Source organism: Ottowia beijingensis, assembly GCF_042680925.1.
Classification (GTDB): Bacteria; Pseudomonadota; Gammaproteobacteria; order Burkholderiales; family Burkholderiaceae_C; genus Ottowia; species Ottowia beijingensis.
Map to the genome: position 1 here is coordinate 16953 of NZ_JBHUEP010000012.1, position 21246 is coordinate 38198.

Here is a 21246-nt window from a genome sequence, read left to right on the forward strand (position 1 = left end):
CGGACATCCGGACATCCGGACATCCGGACATCCGGACGCAGAAGGCGCAGAAACTCGCAGAGGACGCAGAACAAACCATTTTTTTGGATTTTTTTGCGTCTTATGCGAAACCTCTGCGTCCTCTGCGTTCGGCTGTTTTTGACGGCCATTCCATTCTTTCCACCTACACGCTCCCATGAAAATCGCAGTTCTCCCCGGTGACGGCATCGGCACCGAAATCGTCGCTGAAGCCGTCAAGGTGCTCAAAGCGCTCGACCTCCAGTTCGAAATGGAAGAAGCCCCGGTGGGCGGCGCCGCCTACGACGCGGCCGGCCACCCGCTGCCCGAAGCCACGCTGAATCTCGCCAAGCAGGCCGACGCCATCCTGTTCGGCGCCGTGGGCGACTGGAAGTACGACAAGCTCGACCGCCCGCTGCGCCCAGAGCAGGCCATCCTGGGCCTGCGCAAGCACCTGGGCCTGTTTGCCAATTTCCGCCCCGCCATCTGCTACGAGCAGCTCACCCATGCCAGCAGCCTGAAGCCCGAGCTGGTGGCGGGCCTGGACATCCTCATCATCCGCGAGCTGACGGGCGACATCTACTTCGGCCAGCCGCGCGGCCGCCGCGTGGCGACTGACGGGCATTTCCCCGGCGCCGAGGAAGCCTTCGACACCATGCGCTATTCGCGCCCCGAGATCGAGCGCATCGCCCGCGTGGCCTTCGAGGCGGCGCGCAAGCGCCACAAGCGCGTCACCAGCGTCGACAAGGCCAACGTGCTGGAGACCTTCCAGCTGTGGAAGGACGTGGTGACCGAGGTGCACAAGGACTACCCGGACATCGAACTCGACCACATGTACGTCGACAACGCGGCGATGCAGCTGGTGAAGGAGCCCAAGCGCTTCGACGTGGTGGTCACCGGCAACATGTTCGGCGACATCCTCTCTGACGAAGCCTCGATGCTCACCGGCTCCATCGGCATGTTGCCCTCGGCCAGCCTGAACGACAAAAAGCAGGGCCTGTACGAGCCCAGCCACGGCAGCGCGCCCGACATCGCCGGCAAGGGCGTGGCCAACCCGCTGGCCACCATCCTGAGCGCGGCCATGATGCTGCGCTTCAGCCTGAACCAGCCCGAGGCGGCCGACCGCATCGAGGCGGCGGTGAAGAAGGTGCTGGCGCAGGGCCTGCGCACGCCCGACATCTACAGCGAGAGCACGACGAAAGTCGGCACGCGTGAGATGGGCGAGGCGGTGGTCAAGGCGCTGGGCTGACAGCCCCTGGTCCGGCCGGCGGTCGCCGCCGCGCACGGCCCGGTTCCATCGAGCCCTGACCTTGCCTGCGCACGGCCGTGCTGCAAGACCGGGTGATTCCAATGCCCGATCAAGACAGCCAGAAATTCGTCATTCCGGCGAAAGCCGAAATCCAGGCGGCGTGCACCAGAACACATGGGCCCCGGCTTTCGCCGGGATGACGGTTGTTCACGTTTTAAAGCAGAGGCAGAAATAGGGTAGTATATGCCTCAAACGCCCAGTTGACGGGCGCTGCAGCTTTGCATATAGGGGAGTAATGCACCCCAGCCGCTACCTGCCGGCGTTCACTGGCGCCAGTGGACGTCTTCCAGCACGAAGGACGGGATGGGGCTTTCCTCCCACACGCCCATCAGGTCCTTGTGCATGAAGTTGCGCTCGGGCCGCATCAGCAGGAACACGTTGACCGCGTCGTCGCTGATCCTGCGCTGCGCCTCGCCCAGGCGGCGGTGCAGTTCGGCCTCGTTCGGCGCCGACAGCACGCGCTCCCACAGCGCGCGGAATTCGGGGCTCTGGTAGTTGAAGTAGTAGCCCGGCCGGGCGTAGATGTTCAGGTCCAGCGGCTCGACGTGCAGGATCAGCGACAGGTCGTAATCCTTCTTCTCGAACACCTGGCTCATCCACTGCTTCCAGTCCACCTGTTGCAGCTCGACGCGAAAGCCCACCTCCTCCAGGTTGGCGGCGATCTTCAGGCCGCCGAAGCGGCCGTAGTCGGTGGGCGGCACGGTCAGCGTCACGCGCTGGCCGGGCGCCACGCCCGCCTCGGCCAGCAGCGCCCTGGCGCGTGCCGGCTCGAACGGGTAGCGCTGCGCCAGGTCGACATACGCCGGGTGCCAGGGCGCGAAGTGGCTGCCGATGAGCTGGGGCTTGAACTGCGTGCCGTAGATGGTGCTCAGGTCGAACCGGTCGATGGCGTGCGCCAGCGCCCGGCGCACGCGCACGTCGTTGAACGGCGGGCGGGCGTTGTTGATGGCCACGATCATCTTGCTCTCGAGCTTGCGCGAGCCCATGCGGTAGTCCGGGCGCTCCATGAACGGGCCGGTCATCTTGGTCACGCTGCCCAGCCAGTCGAGCCGCCCCTCGGCCAGCATGTTCTCGGTCTCGGCGCTGCTGCTGAGAAACACGAACGGGGCGCTGCGCAGGGCCGGCTTCCTGCCCCAGTAGCCGGTGTGCCGGTCGATCCGCACCGAATGGCCGCGCTGCCATTCGCCGAAGCGGAACGGCCCGGTGCCGACCGGCTGCGTGGCGTTGCCCGCCGCCGAATCGGGGTGCACGATCAGCGCCGCCGGCAGGGCCAGGGCAAACGGCAGCAGCGCATCGGGCTGGTGCAGGCCGATGACGAGCTGGTGGCTGCCCAGCGCCTGCACCCCGGCGATCTTCTCGAACCACTGCTTCTGCGGGTTGCGTGAACCCGGCGCCAGGATGCGGCGCAGGCTGGCCGCCGCCACGCTGGCGTCGAAGGGCTTGCCGTCGTGAAAGCGCACGCCGCGGCGCAGCGTGAAGGTGTAGCTCAGGCCGTCGGGCGCGCGCACCCAGTCGGTGGCCAGGCGCGGCGCCACCCGGCCCTTGCCGTGGATCACCGTCAGGCCTTCCAGCACGTTGGCGTACACGATCTCGCCCGCCGTGGCGGCGGCGGTGGCGGTGGGGTCGAGCATCGGCGGCTCGAGCTGCACGCCGAGCCGGACGGTGTCGCGCGCCGCCAGCGCCGGCAGGCACAGCAGCAGCCCGCACAACAGCACGGCCACGGCGCGCCAGCCGCGGTGAATCGCGTCAGATTTCAAGCACTTCTCCCTGAACAGCAGGCGCCGCCGCTGCCGATGCCGCGCCCGGCGGCGCCAGCTGCACGCGGTTGCGGCCGCAACGCTTGGCCACGTACAGCGCGTCGTCGGCCGCGCGCAAGGCAATGTCGAGCGCCCGGCGGGGCGCGGCGGCGTCACCGGCCTGGGCGGCCGGCGGCGCGGCGATGGGCGCGAGGCCGAAGCTGATGCTCATGCCCAGCTGGCCGCCGTCCGGCAGCGCCATGGGCGTGGCGGCAATCGCCGCGCGCACGCGCTCGACCACGCTGTACACCGCTTCGGCCGTCTGCGCCGGAATCACGGCCACGAACTCCTCGCCGCCAAAGCGCGCCAGGGCCTCGCCCTCGCGCAGATTGGCCCGCAGCAGGCCGGCCACGTGCACCAGCGCCTGGTCGCCGATGGCGTGCCCGTGCTGGTCGTTGATCTGCTTGAAGTGGTCGATGTCGCCCATCAGCACCCACAGCGGCCCGCCCGGCTGCGCCACGCGCCGCATGGCCCGCCGCTCGAAGAAGCGACGGTTCGGCAGCTGCGTCAGCAAGTCGTGGTCGGCCAGGAAGGCCAGCTCCTCGTTGGCGCGGTTCATCTCGCGCTCGTGCGCCTGGATGCGGGCCACGTAGCTGCCCACGGTCTGCGCCAGGCTGCTGATTTCGTCAGGCGCCCCCACCGCCAGGGCCTGGGGCGCCACGGCGCCCTCGTCCACCATGCGCTTGAGCGTCAGCACGCGGCGCACCACCACGCGGTTGAACCACAGGGCGGCGGCGATCACGGCCAGCAGCAGCAGCAGGCCCACCGCCATCGTGGTGCGGCGGTGCGCGTCCACGTCCTGCGCCAGCTGGCTGCTCTGCTCGGCCAGCAGGCGGCGGCTGTTGGCGGCCACCAGGCCGAGCTGCGTGCTGAGCACCGCCGTCGCGTTCTCGTTGTCCTTCTGCAGCCGCGCCACCGCCTGTGCGGCCTCGCCGTCGGCCGGCTCGTCGATGCGCTGGCCCACGGCAGCGCTCAGCGCGCGCCCGGTCTCCTGGATCTGGCCGATGCGGTTGGCCAGCTCGCCGGCCAAGGCGGCGTCTGCCGGCGGCAGCTTCAGGTCGTCCAGCAGCTTGTTGACCCAGGTGATGCGGTCCGTCAGCGCCACCCAGGCGGCCCGGCGCTCGGCCTGGGTGCGGGCAGCGGCCAGCATCGCGGACTCGTTGTCGAGCAGATCGGCCTGCTGCATCAGGCGGGTGGAGGCCATCAGGTGCTCGACCTGCACCTGGCGCAGCTGCTCCAGCGCCTGGCTCTGGCGGGTCAGGGCCCACAGCGTGAGGCCCATGGCCCCCACCACGAGCAGGGCCACCATCGACGACACCAGCGCGCTGCGGGCCGTAAGGCCTGTGGGAATGAAGGGAAACCGGGCGCCGCGGGGCATGAATCTAAATGTAACTTGTATAGCGCTTTTGGTATAGCACCGCGAGGTATGGCCGTGCGTTTTTTCGGCCGATGTGCGCCTACAAGCGCGAGGGCGCTCGTCTGGCCGCGGGGGTGCGGCCCCGGTGCCACACTGGCGCTTTCAACCGCCTTTGCAGGAGCCGCCGATGGCCCAAGCCACTTCCAGCGAAACCGACGAAGCGCCCCGCCCCACCGCGCGCGTGGTGTGGAAGGGCGCGATCAGCTTCGGCCTGGTGCACATTCCGGTGGCGCTGTACACCGCCACCACCTCGTCGGCGGTCGATTTCGACTGGCTCGACCGCCGCACCATGGAGCCGGTCGGTTACAAGCGCATCAACAAGAAGACCGGCAAGGAGATCGCCGCCGCCGACATCGTGAAAGGCGTGGAGATCGAGGACGGCCAGTACGTGGTGCTGAGCACGGACGAGATCAAGGCGGCGTTCCCCAAGACCACGCAGACGATCGAGATCGAATCCTTCATCCAGGCCAGCGAGATCCCGTTCGTCTACCTCGAGCGCCCGTATTACCTCGCCCCCATCAACCGCGGCGAAAAGGTGTACGCCCTCCTGCGCGAGGCGCTGCTGGAGAGCGGCCGCGTCGGCGTGGCGCGGGTGGTGATCTCGACCCGGCAGCACCTGGCGGTGCTGGTGCCCAGCGGCCCGGCGCTGATCCTGAACCTGCTGCGCTGGGGCGGCGAGATCCGCTCCTTCGAGGCGCTCAAGCTGCCACCCGCCGGCGCCAGGGCGTCGGGGCTGAAGGAGAGCGAGCTGAAGATGGCGCGCCAGCTGATCGAGGAAATGTCCGCGCCATGGGATGCCGACGACTTCCGCGATTCGTTCAAGGACGAGATCATGCGCCTGGTCCGGGAAAAGGCCGAGGCCGGCGAGGTGCAGAGCGTGGAAAAGGTCGACACGCCGACCGAAGGCACGCGCAAGGGCGCCGAGATCATCGACCTGACCGAGTTGCTCAAGCGCAGCCTGCAGGGCGGCGCCGGCAAGGACGACGATGGCCCCGCCGCCAAAGCCCCAGCCAAGTCGCGCCCGCGCAAGCGCGCCTGAACGCCCGGCGCGCACGCGCGGCGGCGCCAAGAACGCGGCCGCCGCCCGCCGCAGCGGCGCTGGCCAGGCTGGCAAGAATTACAAGACAAAAACGGCTCCAGCGCCCGCCCAACAAGCGCCGGAAGCTACAAAAATTAAAGCGCCTGCACCCAGCACCGCCCTCGCCCGCTACCACGCCAGGCGCGACTTCACCCGCACGCCCGAACCGGCCGGCACCGTGGGCCCGCCCACAAAGGGCGCGCTGCAGTACGTCATCCACAAGCACTGGGCCACGCGCCTGCATTACGACCTGCGGCTGGAGCTGGACGGCACCATGCACAGCTGGGCCGTGCCCAAGGGCCCGAGCCTGGACCCGCGCGACAAGCGGCTGGCGGTGCAGGTCGAAGACCACCCGGTCGACTACAACGACTTCGAGGGCCAGATTCCGGCCGGGCAGTACGGCGGCGGGCGCGTCATCATCTGGGACCGCGGCAGCTGGCAGCCCACCGGCGGCGTAGCCGCGGCGCGCGCCGGCCTGGCCAAGGGCGAGCTGAAGTTCCGCCTGCACGGCGCCAAGCTCACCGGCCTGTGGGCGCTGGTGCGCATGAAGCCGCGCGCCGGCGAACCGAAACCCGCCTGGCTGCTGATCAAGGACCGCGACGACGTGGCGCGTGCCGCCAGCGAGTTCGATGTGACCGAGGCGCTGCCCGATTCGGTCGGCCCGGCGCAGATCAAGGCCCGCCAGCCGCCCACCTCCCATTCCAAACCAAATCAGCCCCCAGCGCCCGCCAGTCAAGCGCAAGCAGCTATCGAAACGAAAGCATCGAAAGCCGTGCCGCTGCCCGCCACCACCGCCCCGCAGCTTGCAAGCCTGATGCGCGAGCCGCCCGCCGACGCCGCCGACTGGCTGTGGGAGCTGAAGTTCGACGGCTACCGCCTGCTGGCGCGCATCGACGGCGGCCGGGCGCGCCTGTTCACGCGCAATGGCCTCGACTGGACAGCGCGCATGCCCGAGCTGGCGCGCGCCCTGGCCGCCCTGCCCGTGCGCCAGGCCTGGCTGGATGGCGAAGTGGCGATGCCGGGCGACGACGGCCTGCCCGACTTCGGCGCGCTGCAGAACGCCTTCGACGGTGGCCGCAGCGCGGGCCTGGTGATGTACCTGTTCGACCTGCTGCACCTGGACGGCGCCGACCTGCGCGAGCAGCCGCTGACCGAACGCCGCGCCCGGCTCGAGGCGCTGCTGAAGCGCGCCAGGCGGCCCAAGACGTCGCCGCTGCGCCTGTCCGAGGCGTTTGACGAAGCGCCGCACAACCTGATCGCCAGCGCCTGCAGGCTGGGCATGGAGGGCATCATCGGCAAGCGGCGCGACGCGGCGTATCGGCCCGGCCGCAGCAGCGATTGGATCAAGCTGAAGTGCGGCCAGGGCGAGGAACTGGTGATCGCCGGCCACACCGAAGGCCAGGGCGCCCGCAGCGGCGAAGTCGGCGCGCTGGTGATGGCGGCGCACGACGCGGACGGAAAGCTGCGCTGGGCCGGCAACGTGGGCAGCGGCTTCGACACGCGCACGCTGGTGCGGCTGAAGGAAAAGTTGGCGCCCCTGAAAGTCAAGACCAGCCCGCTCGAAACCGGCCCCCAGCCGCCCGGCCGCGTGCACTGGGTGCGGCCCGAGCTGGTGGCGCAGATCAGCCATGCCGGCTTCACACACGCGCGCCGCCTGCGCCACGGCGTGTTCCGCGGCCTGCGCGAAGACAAGCTCGCGGCGGATGTGGTCTTCGAGCAGGATTCATTGAAAAAATCGGCCTCAGCGCCCGCCACACAAGCGCCAGCAGCTATTAAAACAGGATCAAAAGCCGCTGCCACACCAACCTTCAAGGGGCGCGGCGGCGGCGCCCCTGTCGTCGGCGGGCAGGCCATCTCCAGCCCCGACCGCGTGGTCGATGCCAGCACCGGCACCACCAAGCTCGACATCGCCCGCTACTACGCCACCGTCGCCCCGCTGCTGCTGCCGCACCTTGACCAGCGCCCCGTCGCCTTGGTGCGCGCGCCGGATGGCATCGCGGGCGCGCTGTTCTTCCAGAAGCACCTGGAGCGCATCACCCTGCCCGGCGTGATTCAGCTCGACCCCGCGCTCGACCCCGGCCACGCCAGCCTGCTCGAGATCGACAGCCTGCCCGGCCTGATGGGCGCGGTGCAGATGAACACGCTGGAGCTGCACACCTGGAACGCCCGGCACGACCGCATCGAGCGCCCCGACCGCTTCGTCATCGACCTCGACCCCGGCGACGGCGTGCCGTGGGACAAGGTGCAGGAGGCCGCCCTGCTCACCCGCACCCTGCTGACCGAACTGGGCTTCACCCCGTTCTTGAAGACCAGCGGCGGCAAGGGCCTGCACGTCGTCACACCCATCAAGCGGCTGCACGACTGGGACACGGTGAAGGGCTTTACCAAGCAGCTCACCGAGCATCTCGCGCGCCTGATGCCCGACCGCTTCAGCGCGCTCAGCGGGCCGAAGAACCGCGTCGGCAAGATCTACCCCGACTACCTGCGCAACGGGCGCGGGGCGACGACGGTGGCCGCGTGGTCGGCCAGGGCGCGCGCGGGGATCGGCGTGTCGGTGCCCATCGGATGGGATGAACTGGCCGCAGTGACCGGCGGGGCGCATTGGCATCTTGGCAACGTCGAAGAGCGGTTGCGCGTGGGCGCGGGGCCTTGGGCGGGGTATGACAAGGCGGCCGTGTCCATCGGCGGGCCGGCGAAGCAACTGGGCGCGGTGCGCCCCCGCGTGTGACGCAGGTGATCGCCCGCGCGCCCGACGGCTGCGCTATAACCCCTTGACACGGCGCCCAGCCGTTGGCCAATGACGTGTGTGGAAAGCCAAGCCATGACCACCCTCACCCCCAAAATCCTCGCCTTCGACGTCTTCGGCACCGTGGTCGACTGGCACGGCAGCATCGTGGCCGAAATGGCGCGGCTGTACCCGCAGGTCGATGGCAACGCCTTCGCGCTGGCCTGGCGCGAGGGCTACCGGCCGGCGATGGCGCGCGTGATGTCGGGCGAACTGGGCTGGACGCGGATCGACGAACTGCATCGCATGATCCTCGACGACATCCTGCCGCGCTTCGGCCTGCAGGCCATGCCAGAGGCCGAGCGCCGCCTGCTCAACCGTGTCTGGCATCGGCTCAACGCCTGGCCCGACGTGGTGCCGGGCCTCATGCGGCTGAAGCAGCGGCACGTGATCTGCACGCTGTCGAACGGCAACATCGGCCTGCTCACCCACATGGCCAGGCACGCCCAGCTGCCCTGGGATTGCGTGCTCTCGGCCGAGGTGTTCCAGGCGTACAAGCCCGACCCGCGGGTGTACCGGGGCGTGGCCGAGGTGTTCTACGTGGCGCCGGCCGAGGTGATGATGGTGGCCGCGCACCAGGACGACCTGGCCGCCGCGCGCGCCTGCGGGCTGCTGACGGCCTACATCGAGCGGCCGCTGGAGTTCGGCGCCGGGCAGCCCAAGGACGTGTCGCCCGAGCCCGCCAACACGCTGCATGCGCGCGACTTCCTCGACCTGGCGGATCAGTTGGGCGCCTGAACTTCTTTTTTGATAGCTGCTCGCGCTTGGTGGGCGGGCGCTTAGGGCTGATTTGGCTTAATTTACTGAAGATCAGGGCGCGGGCGTCGCATCCGCACATCAGCACGCCCGCGCGCAACCCCCTGCACGGCGTGTGGCACGGGGTGACTGGGTTAGAATCGCCCCCCATGAACACGCCTGATCGCTTCGATTCCGCTGCCGCCGCTTCCGGCCAGCGCGCGTGCGTGCGCATCTCCCCCATTACCACGACCACCCAAAAGGGCTGACCAGCCCCGGTTCGTCGTGCGCGCCGCCTCCGGAGCCAGACGAGCCCGGCAGGCCAGACAGTTCTTATATTGTTTGAAAGGCGCGAAGCAAAATGAAAGTCGGTAACGTTGTAGGCCTCGTCGGCTGGCGCGGCATGGTCGGCTCGGTCCTGATGGACCGCATGCAGGCCGAGGGTGATTTCGACCTGATCGAGCCCATTTTCTTCTCCACCAGCAACGCCGGCGGCGCCGCCCCGGCGATGGCCAAGAACGAGAAGAAGCTCAAGGACGCGACCGACATCGACGCGCTGAAGGCCTGCGACATCATCATCACCTGCCAGGGCGGCGACTACACCAACGAGGCGTTCCCCAAGCTGCGCGCCGCCGGCTGGAAAGGCCACTGGATCGACGCCGCCAGCGCCCTGCGCATGCAGGACGACGCGGTCATCATCCTCGACCCGGTGAACATGCCGGTGATCCAGAACGCGCTGGCCAAGGGCGGCAACAACTGGGTGGGCGGCAATTGCACCGTCAGCTGCATGCTGATGGGCGTCGGCGCGCTGTTCAAGGCCGGGCTGGTCGAGTGGATGAGCACGCAAACGTACCAAGCGGCCAGCGGCGGCGGCGCGCAGCATATGCGCGAGCTGCTGGCCCAGTTCGGCACGCTGAACCACGAGGTCAAGGCCCTGCTGGCCGACCCGACCAGCGCCATCCTGGAGATCGACCGCAAGGTGATCGCCAAGCAGCGCGGCCTGGAAGACGCCGAGAAGGCCAACTTTGGCGTGCCGCTGGGCGGCTCGCTGATTCCCTGGATCGACAAGGACCTGGGCAACGGCGTGAGCCGCGAAGAATGGAAGGGCATGGCCGAAACCAACAAGATCATGGGCTGGGGCGAAGGCTTCGGCACGCCCGCCGTGCCGGTGGACGGCTACTGCGTGCGCATCGGCGCCATGCGCTGCCACAGCCAGGCGCTGACCTTCAAGCTGAAGAAGGACGTGCCGGTGGCCGACATCGAGGCCATGATCGCCGCCGACAACGAGTGGGTGAAGGTGGTGCCCAACAACCGCGAGGACACCATGCGCGACCTGACCCCGGTGGCCGTCACCGGCACGCTGACCATTCCCGTGGGCCGCATCCGCAAGATGGCCATGGGCCCGGAATACGTGGGCGCCTTCACCATCGGCGACCAGTTGCTGTGGGGCGCTGCCGAGCCGCTGCGCCGCATGCTGCGCATCCTGCTGGCGGCCTGAAGCCTCATAGAAAACGATAGCGGGCGCCGCTGCAACGGCGCCGCCCGTTGTCGCAAGACAACATGGCCGTCCGAGATTCGAGCCTGTGTGAACTTGTGAAGATGGTTAACCAGTGTCTCAGCTTGTCAGCCTAATACGTTGATGTTAATGTCGATTTTCATATTCGTTCCGGCGAGGCTTGGCCTGCCCAACACCAGACATGCAGAATAAAACCGCACAGGCTCCGCAGGGGTCGATCAATATGAAAATGGCCAAGCAGCCTTGGAAGAGGGGTGTGCTGGCATCGGCCGTGGCGTTGACGATGTTCGGCGTCAGCCTGGATGCGCAGGCGCTGGCCCTGGGCGCCATCACCGTGCGCTCTGCCCTGGGCGAGCCGCTGCGCGCCGAGATTGAGGTGCCGCAAATTTCGTCCGAGGAAGCCGCCACCTTCCAGGCAGCCGTGGCCTCCCCCCAAGCCTTCCGTTCCGCCGGCGTCGATTATTCGCCTGCGCTCAGCGGCGCCCGCGTCACGCTGCACCGCCGTGCCAACGGCCAGGCCTATCTGCGCGTGGTTGGCGACCGCCCGGTGAACGAGCCTTTCCTGGGCATCGTGATCGACGCCAACTGGGCCAATGGCCGCGTGGTGCGCGACTACACCATGCTGGTCGATCCCCCGGGCCGCGCGGCGCCCCCGCCGGTCGTGGTCACCCAGCCGCAGACCGCATCGCCAGCACCGATGGCGCCGGCAGCGCCCGCGCCCGTGGCACCGCCTCCCGTGGTGCCGGCCACCGTGGCGGAACAGACAACGCCCGCCACCGCAGATGCCGCGACGCGCGCACGCAGCGCGCGCATGGCCGAGGCGCGCCGCAAGGCCGCTGCCCCCGCTGCGGCGCCCGCGCCCGCCCCGGCCGCCAGCGGCGGCGGTGACCAGGTGAGGGTGCAGCGCGGCGACACCGCCTATGCCCTGGCGTCGGCCCACCGTGTCGAAGGTGTGTCGCTCGACCAGATGCTGGTGGCCATGCTGCGCGCCAACCCGAACGCATTCATCCGCGGCAACTTCAACCTGATGAAGGCGGGCGCCGTGATCAACATGCCGACGGCCGAGCAGGCCGCGGCAACGTCGCGTCAGGCCGCGCGCCGCACCGTGGTGGCCCAGAGCCGGGATTTCAACGCCTACCGCCGCGGCGTGGCCCAGCGTGCCGGCGGCACGCGCGTGGCCGCCGCCACGCGCAGCGCATCGGGCGGCGTGCAGGCGCAAGTGCGCGACACGCGCGCCGCCGCCCCGGCACAGGATCGCCTCACGCTGTCGCGCGGCGGCTCGCCGTCCGGCAGCGAAGCCACGGTGGCCCAGTCCCGCCAGGCGCAGGAGCAGGCCGAGCGCGTGGCCGAACTGAACAAGAACATCAGCGAACTCTCGCGCCTGCAGGCAGCCTCGGGCAGCCCGGCCGCCGCGCCGGCGGCCACACCGGCCAGCAGCGCCGTTCCTGCCATCAACGTGCCGACAGGCGCACCCGCTGCCGCACCAGCCGCAGCCGCATCTGCCCCGGCGGCCCCGCCGGCTGCTGCGCCAGCGCCGGCACCCACGGCCGCCACCGTCACCGCGCCGGCCTCTGCCGCCTCGGCCGCCGCTGATGCGGCCTCCAGTGCTGTCGCCGCGGCGGCCAGCGCCGCGTCTGCCGCAGCATCGGCCACCGAAACGGCCGTGGTCAGCGCAGCCTCGGCCGCCAGTGCGGCAGCCGACGCCGCTTCTGCCGCCACCGCTGCGGCCAGCGCGGCACCGGCACCCCAGCGGCCGCGCGTGGCACCGCCGCCACCGATGCCGGTGCAGGAGCCTTCCTTCCTCGACACGCTGACGGAAAATCCGCTGCTGCCAATTGCCGGCGCCGGCCTGCTGGCCCTGTTGGCTGGCTATGGCGTGTACCGCTCGCGCCAGCGCAAGAAAGATGCCGCCCCGCTGGACAGCTCCTTCATCGAAAGCCGCCTGCAACCCGATTCCTTCTTCGGCGCCAGCGGCGGCCAGCGGGTGAACACCAAGGATGGTGGCAGTTCCGTCAGCGGCAACTCGTCCATGGCCTACTCGCCCAGCCAGCTGGATGCGGCTGGCGACGTGGACCCCGTGGCAGAAGCCGACGTGTACCTGGCCTATGGCCGCGACATGCAGGCCGAGGAAATCCTCAAGGAAGCCCTGCGCACCCACCCCGGCCGCATTTCGATCCACCGCAAGCTGGCCGAGATCTACGCCAAGCGCCGCGATGCCCGCGCCTTCGAAGCCATCGCCACCGAAGCCTACGCCATCACCCAGGGCCAGGGTCCCGACTGGCAGGCCATCACCAGCCTGGGCAGCGAGCTGGAGCCCGCCAACCCGCTGTACCAGCCCGGCGGCGCCCCGTCGATCAAACCGGTGCCCATGGCCGCACGCCCCAGCTTCGGTGCCGACACGGAGCCGCAGACTGCGCAGGTGCTCGAAGCCAAGGGGCCCGACAGCAGTGGCCTTCCGCTGGATCTCGACCTCGATCTGGACGATGCGCCCGTGCGTGCGGCCACCACCGCGCCCTCGCCCTTGCCGCCTGCTGCACCTTCGATAGCACCTGCCGCAGTGGCTGCAGGGGTGACAGCAGCCGCAGCCGGCGCTGCTGCGGCGGCCCGCGCGCCGGTTCCCCCACCGCCAGCACCGGCGCCAGCGCCTGTGGCCGACGCCCATGCACCGCTGGATTTCGACCTGGATCTCGACTTCTCGCCGCCTTCGGAGCTGGGCACCACGCGTCCGCCCGTGGCACCGGCTGAGCCTGCACGCCCGGTTGCCGCCGCTCCCGTCGTGCCGCCCCCTGCCCCCGCGGTCGAGCGCAACTCCGGCATGATCGACTTCGACATGGACGCCCTGTCGCTCGATCCCGATTCGCGCTCTGGTGGCGAGCTGAAAACCGAGCAGCCAGAAGATGCGGACGAGGATCCCCTGGGCACCAAGCTGTCGCTGGCACAGGAGTTCCACGCCATCGGCGACACCGAGGGCGCGCGTGCCCTGGTGAAGGAGGTGATTGCCGAGTCCTCCGGCGCCATGCGCGTCCGTGCCGAGCGCTTCCTGGCGGAACTCCACTGATTTTCTGCCCTGTCACCTGGTCACGCGGCGCCCACTCGGGCGCCGCGTTGTTTTTTGTCCTGCGCCTGCAGCCACAATGACGCCATCGTGAGAATTGCGCTCGGCATCAGTTACCTCGGCACCGCCTACCAGGGCTGGCAAAGTCAGCCGTCCGGCCAGACCGTGCAGGACCGCCTGGAATCGGCACTGGGCCAGTTCGCCACCGTGCCGATCGCCACCCTGTGCGCCGGCCGCACCGACGCCGGCGTGCATGGTCTGATGCAGGTGGTGCATTTCGACACCGACCTGGTGCGCGAGCCGTTCTCCTGGGTGCGCGGCACCAACCGCTTCCTGCCGCCCGACATTGCCGTGCAATGGGCGCAGCCGGCGCCCGATGCGTTTCATGCCCGCGCCAGCGCCCTCGCCCGCCGCTACACCTACGTGCTGCTTGAGTCGCCCGTGCGCCCCAGCGTCGATGCCGGGCGCGTGGGCTGGACGTTTCGCCCGCTCGACGGCGACGCCCTGCGCCAGGGCGCCAAGCACCTGATCGGCGAGCACGATTTCACGTCCTTCCGCGCCTCGGCCTGCCAGGCGCTTTCGCCCGTCAAGCACCTCACGCGCATCGACATCAGCCGCCGTGGCGCCTACTGGCGCTTCGATTTCGAGGCCAGCGCCTTCCTGCACCACATGATCCGCAACATCATGGGCTGCCTGCTGCAGATCGGCCAGGGCCTGCAGCCGCCCGGCTGGATGCGCGAAGTGCTGGCCGCGCGCGACCGCGACGCCGCCGCGCCCACCTTCGCGCCGGACGGCCTGTACTTCCTCGGCCCGCGCTACGGGCCGGAATGGGGATTGCCGGAGCGCACCGCGGCCTATGATTGGCTGCCATGAGCCCAAGCACCCACCGCACCCGCATCAAGATCTGCGGTCTGACCCGCGAAGCCGACGTGGACGCCGCGGTGGCCGCGGGCGCCGATGCCATCGGCTTCGTGCTCTACCCGAAAAGCCCGCGCTTCGTCGCGCCCGAACGCGCTGCCGAACTGGCGCGGCGCCTGCCTCCGTTCGTCACCCCGGTGCTGCTATTCGTCAACGAGAATGCTACCAATATAGAAGCTGCCTGCGCCCATGTGGCGGGCGCTACAATGCAATTTCATGGTGATGAATCAGCCGCCGACTGTGTGGCTGTCGCACGTACCACCGGCCGCCCGTTCATGCGTGCCGCGCGCATTCCCGCACCGCCCGCCGCGATGCCCGACTTGGTAAACTTCACCCACACATTCAGCGCCGCACAAGCCATCCTGCTCGACGCCCACGTCGACGGCTACGGCGGCGGCGGAAAGACATTCGATTGGACAAGCCTTCCACCAAACGTACCCGCTCACCTCGTCTTGTCTGGTGGGCTCACACCTGCAAACGTGAGCGATGGAATCGCCGCGCTGCGCGGGCGGGGTTATTCGCTCGCGGTTGACGTTTCCTCCGGCGTCGAGTGCCAGGCCGAAGACGGCAAGCTCCTGAAGGGCATCAAGGACGCCGGCAAGATTCACCAGTTCGTCGCCGCCGTGCGCGCGGCGGACGCTCAAGTTTTGACAGCCCCATGATCGATTACCAGCAGCCCGACGCGAGCGGGCATTTCGGCCGCTACGGCGGCAGCTTCGTCAGCGAGACGCTGACCTACGCCATCAACGAGCTGAAGGACGCCTACGCGAAGTACCAGCATGACGCGGACTTCCTGGCCGAATTCAAGTACGAGCTGGCGCATTACGTCGGCCGCCCCTCGCCCGTCTACCACGCCGCGCGCACCAGCCGCGAGCTGGGCGGGGCGCAGATCTATCTGAAGCGCGAAGACCTCAACCACACCGGCGCGCACAAGATCAACAACGTGATCGGCCAGGCCATGCTCGCCAAGCGCATGGGCAAGCCGCGCATCATCGCCGAGACCGGCGCCGGCCAGCACGGCGTGGCCACGGCCACCATCTGCGCACGCTACGGGCTGGAATGCGTGGTCTACATGGGCGCCGAGGACGTGAAACGCCAGTCGCCCAACGTCTACCGCATGAAGCTGCTGGGCGCCACCGTGATCCCGGTCGAATCCGGCAGCAAGACGCTGAAGGACGCGCTGAACGAAGCCATGCGCGACTGGGTGGCCAACGTGGACAACACCTTCTACATCATCGGCACCGTGGCCGGCCCGCACCCCTACCCGATGATGGTGCGCGACTTCCAGAGCGTGATCGGCACCGAATGCCTGACGCAGATGCCCGAGATGCTGGCCGCGCAAGGCATTGCCGCCACGCAGCCGGATGCCGTCATCGCCTGCGTGGGCGGTGGCAGCAACGCCATGGGTATCTTCCACCCCTACATCCCGTATGCCGACACGCGCCTGATCGGCGTCGAGGCCGCCGGTGAGGGCCTCGACAGCGGCAAGCATTCCGCCAGCCTGCAACGCGGCAGCAGCGGCGTGCTGCACGGCAACCGCACCTACATCCTGCAGGACGACAACGGTCAGATCACCGAAACGCATTCGATCAGCGCCGGCCTGGACTACCCCGGCGTCGGCCCCGAGCACGCCTGGCTCAAGGACATCGGCCGCGCCGAGTACGTGGGCGCCACCGACGCCGAGGCGCTGGCCGCCTTCCACCATCTGTGCCGGGCCGAAGGCATCATCCCGGCGCTCGAATCGAGCCATGCCATGGCCTATGCCATGAAGCTGGCGCCAACCATGCATCAAGACCAGTCGATCCTGGTCTGCCTCTCGGGCCGTGGCGACAAGGACATCGGCACCGTGGCCGACCTGGATGGCGTCGATTTCTACGACCGCCCGTCGATGCGCGGCCACGTGGTGAAAGGGGCCAAAGCATGAACCGCATCACCGCCACCTTCGCCGCCCTGGCCGAGCAAAAGCGCAAGGCGCTGATCCCCTACGTCACCGCCGGCTTTCCCTACGCCGACATCACGCCCGCGCTGATGCACGGCATGGTCACCGCTGGCGCCGATGTGATCGAACTCGGCGTGCCGTTTTCCGACCCCAGCGCTGATGGCGCCGTGATCCAGAAAGCGGGCGACCGCGCGCTGGCGCTGGGCATCGGCCTGGCGCAGGTGCTGGGGTATGTGAAGACCTTCCGCGAGAAGGACCCCAAGACGCCCGTGGTGCTGATGGGTTACGCCAACCCGGTGGAGCGCTACGACCAGAAGCACGGTGACGACGCCTTCATCCGCGATGCCGCCGCGGCCGGCGTGGATGGCCTGTTGATCGTCGACTACCCGCCCGAGGAATGCACCGACTTTGCCGCCAGGCTGCGTGCGCACGGCATGGACCTGATCTTTTTGCTGGCGCCCACCAGTACCGAGCAGCGCATGCAGCAGGTGGCCGCGGTCGCCAGCGGCTACGTGTATTACGTGTCGCTCAAGGGCGTCACCGGCTCGGGGGCGCTCAACACGGCCGAGGTCGAGGCCATGCTGCCGCGCATCCGCCAGCATGTGCACATCCCCGTGGGCGTGGGCTTCGGCATCCGCGATGCCGAAACCGCCCGGGCCATCGGCAAGGTGGCCGATGCCGTGGTCATCGGCAGCCGCCTGATCCAGGTGATCGAAGTGCAGCCGCACGAACGCGTGGTCGCTGCCGCGATGGACTTCCTGCGCCCGGTGCGCGCGGCGCTGGATGCATAATCGCCGCTATCACTCAAGGAGCATTACATGAGCAGCTGGCTTGAAAAACTCCTGCCACCCAAGATTCAGAAATCCGAAGCCTCCGAGCGCCGGCAGATGCCGGAGGGGCTGTGGATCAAGTGCCCCGACTGCGACGCGGTGCTGTACAAGACCGATCTGGACCAGAACCAGAACGTCTGCCCCCAGTGCGGCTACCACCACCGCATCGGTGCGCGCGAGCGGCTGAACGTGTTCCTCGACGCCGAGGGCCGCTACGAGATCGGGCAGGAGGTGCTGCCCGTCGACGCCCTGAAGTTCAAGGACAGTCGAAAGTACCCCGAGCGCCTGAAGGAAGCGCTGGAGAACTCCGGCGAGACCGATGCCCTGGTGGTGATGGGCGGCGCCGTGCACTCCATCAGCGTGGTGGCGGCGGCGTTCGAGTTCGACTTCATGGGCGGCAGCATGGGCAGCGTGGTGGGCGAGCGCTTCGTGCGCGGTGTCGAGACCGCCATCGAGCAGAAAGTGCCCTTCATCTGCTTCACCGCCACCGGCGGCGCGCGCATGCAGGAAGGGCTGCTGAGCCTGATGCAGATGGCCAAGACCAACGCCTCCCTCACCCGCCTGGCCAAGAAGGGCCTGCCCTACATCAGCGTGCTGACCGACCCGACCATGGGCGGCGTATCGGCCGGCTTCGCCTTCGTCGGCGACGTGGTGATCGCCGAGCCCAAAGCGCTGATCGGCTTTGCCGGCCCACGCGTGATCGAGAACACGGTGCGCGTGAAGCTGCCCGACGGCTTTCAGCGCGCCGAGTTCCTGCAGACCAAGGGCGCGGTCGACTTCATCTGCGACCGGCGCGAACTGCGCGAGAAGATCGCCAAGGTGCTGGCCATGCTGCAGCGCCAGCCGGCGGATGCGGTGCAGTGAAGCCCATCAACAGTAGCGATTGACTCGATAAAGTCAGCTGCTCGCGCCCGCCCCGCAAGGATTTCAGTCCATTTCCTCTTGAATTCGGCTTCCATCCTGAGCAGGCAGCTATCATTTTTGCTTGATTATCAAGAAATTTCAGATCACGCGCGGACCGCATCCGCGGTGTGGCAGCGGGCTTGCCCGCGATGCGGCGCCTCGTCGCCACGAACGCTTGATCGCGGGCAAGCCCGCTCCCACAATGCTGTCTGAGACTTGTTGCTCATCAAGCATTTTTTGCCTGTCCACCCCACGCGGCGGGCGCCCTGACCGCGCTTCGGCGCGTGTGCCTCAAGCCCCGTTGGGCAGCACGCCCGCGCCAAACAGGCCGCCCTGCAGCGAGCCCAGCACGATGCCGAGCACCTGCAGGCCGATGATCAGCACCAGCGGCGACAGGTCGACCCCGCCCACCAGCGGCAGCAGCTTGCGGATCGGCGCCAGCAGCGGCGCGCTGAGCCGCTCGAACACGTCGTAGACCGGCGTGCGGTTGCCCGTCCACGACAGCACAGCGGCCACGATGATCACCGCCGTGGCCACCGACACCGCCAGCTTAGCCACGCCCAGCAAGGCCAGCAGCGGCAGCACGCTCCAGCGCGCCAGGCCCAGCAGGCCCATCAGCGCCGCGTACTGCACGAGCTTCAGCAGCCAGGCCGCCAGCAGACTGGCCACGTCCAGTTGCGCACCCTGCCCCACGATGCGCTGCAGCGGCAGCACCAGCCAGTCCGACAACGCCTGCACGAAGCGCCCCACGGGATTGTCCATCGACATGCGGCGCCAGCGCATGTAAAGCCGCAGCAGGCAGGCGCCGCCGATCAGCGTGACGGCGACTTCGATCAGGAAGGTGAGAACTTGATAAAGCATGCCCAGGCAAAGCGGAACTTGTTCACGCCCCCAGCGGCGCAAGCAATTCCAAAGTGTTCATGCGTGCGATGATAGCGAGCACTGGTGTTCACATTCGCCGCGGTTGCGACGGGCGTGCTGTTGGATGGCCCGGACGATGACCGAAGAACTGCTGACCCTCACCTCCCTGCCCCTGTTCCCGCTCGGCACCGTGCTGTTTCCGGGCGGCGTGCTGCCGCTGCGGGTGTTCGAGGTGCGCTATCTCGACATGATCGGCAAGTGCCACCGCGCCGGCGCCCCGTTCGGCGTCGTCGCGCTGACGCAGGGCCACGAGGTGCGCGCCGCCGGTGCACCGCCCGAGCAACTGGCCACCATCGGCACGCTGGCGCACATCACCACGCTGGAGCAACCGCAGGCCGGCCTGCTGCTGGTGCAATGCCGCGGCGAGCAGCGCTTTCGCATCGATCGGCCCAGCCAGCTCAAGCATGGCCTGTGGGTGGCCGACGTGAGCCTGCTGCCACCCGACCGCGCGCTGGCCGTGCCCGACGATCTGCAGCACGTGGCGCGCGCGCTGCGGCAGGTGTATGCCGGCCTGCGCGTGCAGTCGCCCGGCGCACCGCTGCCCGCCGTGGGCAGCGAGCAATACGACGACTGCGCCTGGGTGTCGAACCGCTGGTGCGAACTGCTGCCGCTGCCCGCCGCCACGCGACAGCAGCTGATGAGCCTGGACAACCCGCTGCTGCGGCTGGAACTGGTGGCCGACCTGCTGGGCAAGACGGGGATCGGCGCACCGAACAGTTGACGACGCTCGCCAACAGTAATAACGATAGCTGCCTGCGCCGAATCCAAGCTGGTCTGAGCGCGATTCAACTCGGAATCTGCGCTCGCAAACAGTCCTTCTTGACTATCAAGAAGTCTCAGACCGTGTTGTAGGAGCGGGCTTGCCCGCGATGAGGCGCCTCGTCCCCACCAACGCTTGATCGCGGGCAAGCCCGCTCCCACACAGCGGATGAGTTCAGCGCGTCATCTGAGACTTCTTGATAATCAAGCAGTCCTTACACATCGCATATCGGCAGCCCGATCCACGCGACCAGCCATGACGATCGAAAACATGAAGCAGGAAAAACTGGCGGTGTTGATCGACGCAGACAACACGTCGTCATCCGTCGCCCAGGGCTTGTTCGAGGAAATCGCCAAGTACGGCGTCGCCAGCGTCAAGCGCATTTATGGGGACTGGAGCAGCAACACCCTCAGCGGCTGGCGCGCCATCCTGCTCAAGCACGCCCTCACGCCCGTGCAGCAGTTTGCCTACACCAAGGGCAAGGATGCGACGGACATGGGCTTGATCATCGACGCGATGGATCTGCTGTACAGCGGCAACTTCAGCGGCTTCTGCCTCGTGTCGAGCGACAGTGATTTCACGCCGCTGGCTTCGCGCATCCGCGCTTCCGGCCTGGTGGTCTATGGCTTCGGCCGGGAGAAGACCCCCGAAGCATTCCGGCAAGCCTGCGACCGATTCTTCTATGTCGAGAACCTGGGAGAAGTGGAAAAAGCGGAACGACAAGCGAGTGCCCCGACACCAACCGCCTCGGTATCCGGCAATAACGGGACAGCGCGACCGACCCCCGCCACGCCCGCCGTGGCCAGACAGATGGATGCTGGAACGCGCGCGTTGCTCTACAAGGCCATCAAGGATTCGACCGACGAAGCCACTGGCTGGGCCTTCGTGGGCAAAATAGGCAGCTACATCAATCAGACGCACCCGGACTTCGACTCGCGCAGCTACGGCTACGCCAAATTGTCGGGCATGCTGCGCGATCTTCGCGGGCTGCAGTTCCGCACGGATGAAGCCAGCCGCATGTTCTGCCGCAAGATTCCGTTTCTCGAACTCGTCAAGCTGCTGGATGAATCCTTCAACAAGTTCAAGAGCGCCAAAGGCTGGGCCCATATCGAGGCCGTGGGCAAATACGTGAAGCCGCGCTGGAACTGGCAGGAGTGGGGATTCGAGTCCTTCCCCGAGTTGCTGGCCAAGGTGGATCACGTCGAGCTTGCAGACGACAGCATGCGCATGAGGCCTGCGACGGAGAAAAGCCAAGCGGTTTGAAGTCGTTGCTCTCCAAGCAACGGC

16 protein-coding genes are annotated in these 21246 nt (G+C 68.2%); 13 read left to right on the forward strand and 3 right to left on the reverse strand.

What is annotated here, in order from left to right:
* Positions 1–175 precede the first annotated feature (175 nt).
* Positions 176–1246, forward strand: a complete 1071-nt coding sequence (gene leuB, locus ACFSCU_RS15605; protein WP_180549195.1) for a 3-isopropylmalate dehydrogenase — start codon at positions 176–178, stop codon at positions 1244–1246.
* Positions 1247–1569: 323 nt separating this feature from the next.
* Here leuB and ACFSCU_RS15610 read toward each other — a convergent pair whose 3' ends face one another.
* The gene (locus ACFSCU_RS15610; protein WP_257645528.1) at positions 1570–3063 is read right to left on the reverse strand and encodes an ABC transporter substrate-binding protein; all 1494 of its coding nucleotides are present in this window, start codon (positions 3061–3063) and stop codon (positions 1570–1572) included.
* Positions 3053–4480, reverse strand: a complete 1428-nt coding sequence (locus ACFSCU_RS15615) for a GGDEF domain-containing protein (RefSeq protein WP_377561111.1) — start codon at positions 4478–4480, stop codon at positions 3053–3055. Before ACFSCU_RS15615 ends, ACFSCU_RS15610 begins: the two co-directional genes overlap by 11 nt.
* Before the next feature lie 166 nt (positions 4481–4646).
* On the opposite strand from ACFSCU_RS15615, the gene ku reads away from it, so the two are divergent.
* The 10 genes from ku (at position 4647) to accD (ending at position 18239) form a co-directional block, all read left to right on the forward strand.
* Positions 4647–5558, forward strand: coding sequence for a non-homologous end joining protein Ku (ku, locus tag ACFSCU_RS15620; RefSeq protein WP_180549197.1), 912 nt, complete (start codon positions 4647–4649; stop codon positions 5556–5558).
* A complete protein-coding gene (gene ligD / locus ACFSCU_RS15625; protein ID WP_377561112.1) occupies positions 5506–8325 on the forward strand; it encodes a DNA ligase D in 2820 nt (939 codons plus the stop codon). The genes ku and ligD overlap by 53 nt, the downstream gene beginning before the upstream one ends.
* A gap of 93 nt (positions 8326–8418) precedes the next feature.
* Positions 8419–9120: a haloacid dehalogenase type II gene (locus ACFSCU_RS15630; protein WP_180549198.1), complete on the forward strand. Its 702-nt coding sequence runs from the start codon at positions 8419–8421 to the stop codon at positions 9118–9120.
* 358 nt (positions 9121–9478) lie between these two features.
* On the forward strand, positions 9479–10615 hold the full coding sequence (asd, locus tag ACFSCU_RS15635) for an aspartate-semialdehyde dehydrogenase (RefSeq protein WP_180549199.1): 1137 nt from the start codon (positions 9479–9481) through the stop codon (positions 10613–10615).
* A gap of 247 nt (positions 10616–10862) precedes the next feature.
* Positions 10863–13691: a motility hub landmark protein FimV gene (locus ACFSCU_RS15640; RefSeq protein WP_377561113.1), complete on the forward strand. Its 2829-nt coding sequence runs from the start codon at positions 10863–10865 to the stop codon at positions 13689–13691.
* An 87-nt stretch (positions 13692–13778) separates the two neighbouring features.
* Complete coding sequence (gene truA, locus ACFSCU_RS15645) at positions 13779–14561, forward strand: tRNA pseudouridine(38-40) synthase TruA (RefSeq protein ID WP_377561114.1); 783 nt, start codon at positions 13779–13781, stop codon at positions 14559–14561.
* A complete protein-coding gene (locus ACFSCU_RS15650) occupies positions 14558–15268 on the forward strand; it encodes a phosphoribosylanthranilate isomerase (RefSeq protein ID WP_180549200.1) in 711 nt (236 codons plus the stop codon). The genes truA and ACFSCU_RS15650 overlap by 4 nt, the downstream gene beginning before the upstream one ends.
* On the forward strand, positions 15265–16530 hold the full coding sequence (gene trpB, locus ACFSCU_RS15655; RefSeq protein ID WP_180549201.1) for a tryptophan synthase subunit beta: 1266 nt from the start codon (positions 15265–15267) through the stop codon (positions 16528–16530). The genes ACFSCU_RS15650 and trpB overlap by 4 nt, the downstream gene beginning before the upstream one ends.
* Positions 16527–17336, forward strand: a complete 810-nt coding sequence (gene trpA / locus ACFSCU_RS15660) for a tryptophan synthase subunit alpha (RefSeq protein ID WP_377561115.1) — start codon at positions 16527–16529, stop codon at positions 17334–17336. Before trpB ends, trpA begins: the two co-directional genes overlap by 4 nt.
* A 27-nt stretch (positions 17337–17363) precedes the next feature.
* The gene (gene accD, locus ACFSCU_RS15665) at positions 17364–18239 is read left to right on the forward strand and encodes an acetyl-CoA carboxylase, carboxyltransferase subunit beta (RefSeq protein ID WP_180549202.1); all 876 of its coding nucleotides are present in this window, start codon (positions 17364–17366) and stop codon (positions 18237–18239) included.
* Positions 18240–18569: 330 nt separating this feature from the next.
* Here the strand turns inward: accD and ACFSCU_RS15670 are convergent, their stop codons facing one another.
* A complete protein-coding gene (locus tag ACFSCU_RS15670) occupies positions 18570–19139 on the reverse strand; it encodes a YggT family protein (protein ID WP_180549203.1) in 570 nt (189 codons plus the stop codon).
* Between the two features lie 136 nt (positions 19140–19275).
* Here ACFSCU_RS15670 and ACFSCU_RS15675 point away from each other — a divergent pair, with 136 nt between their 5' ends.
* The gene (locus ACFSCU_RS15675) at positions 19276–19920 is read left to right on the forward strand and encodes an LON peptidase substrate-binding domain-containing protein (protein WP_180549204.1); all 645 of its coding nucleotides are present in this window, start codon (positions 19276–19278) and stop codon (positions 19918–19920) included.
* 294 nt (positions 19921–20214) lie between these two features.
* Positions 20215–21222, forward strand: a complete 1008-nt coding sequence (locus ACFSCU_RS15680; RefSeq protein WP_333705698.1) for an NYN domain-containing protein — start codon at positions 20215–20217, stop codon at positions 21220–21222.
* Positions 21223–21246 lie beyond the last annotated feature (24 nt).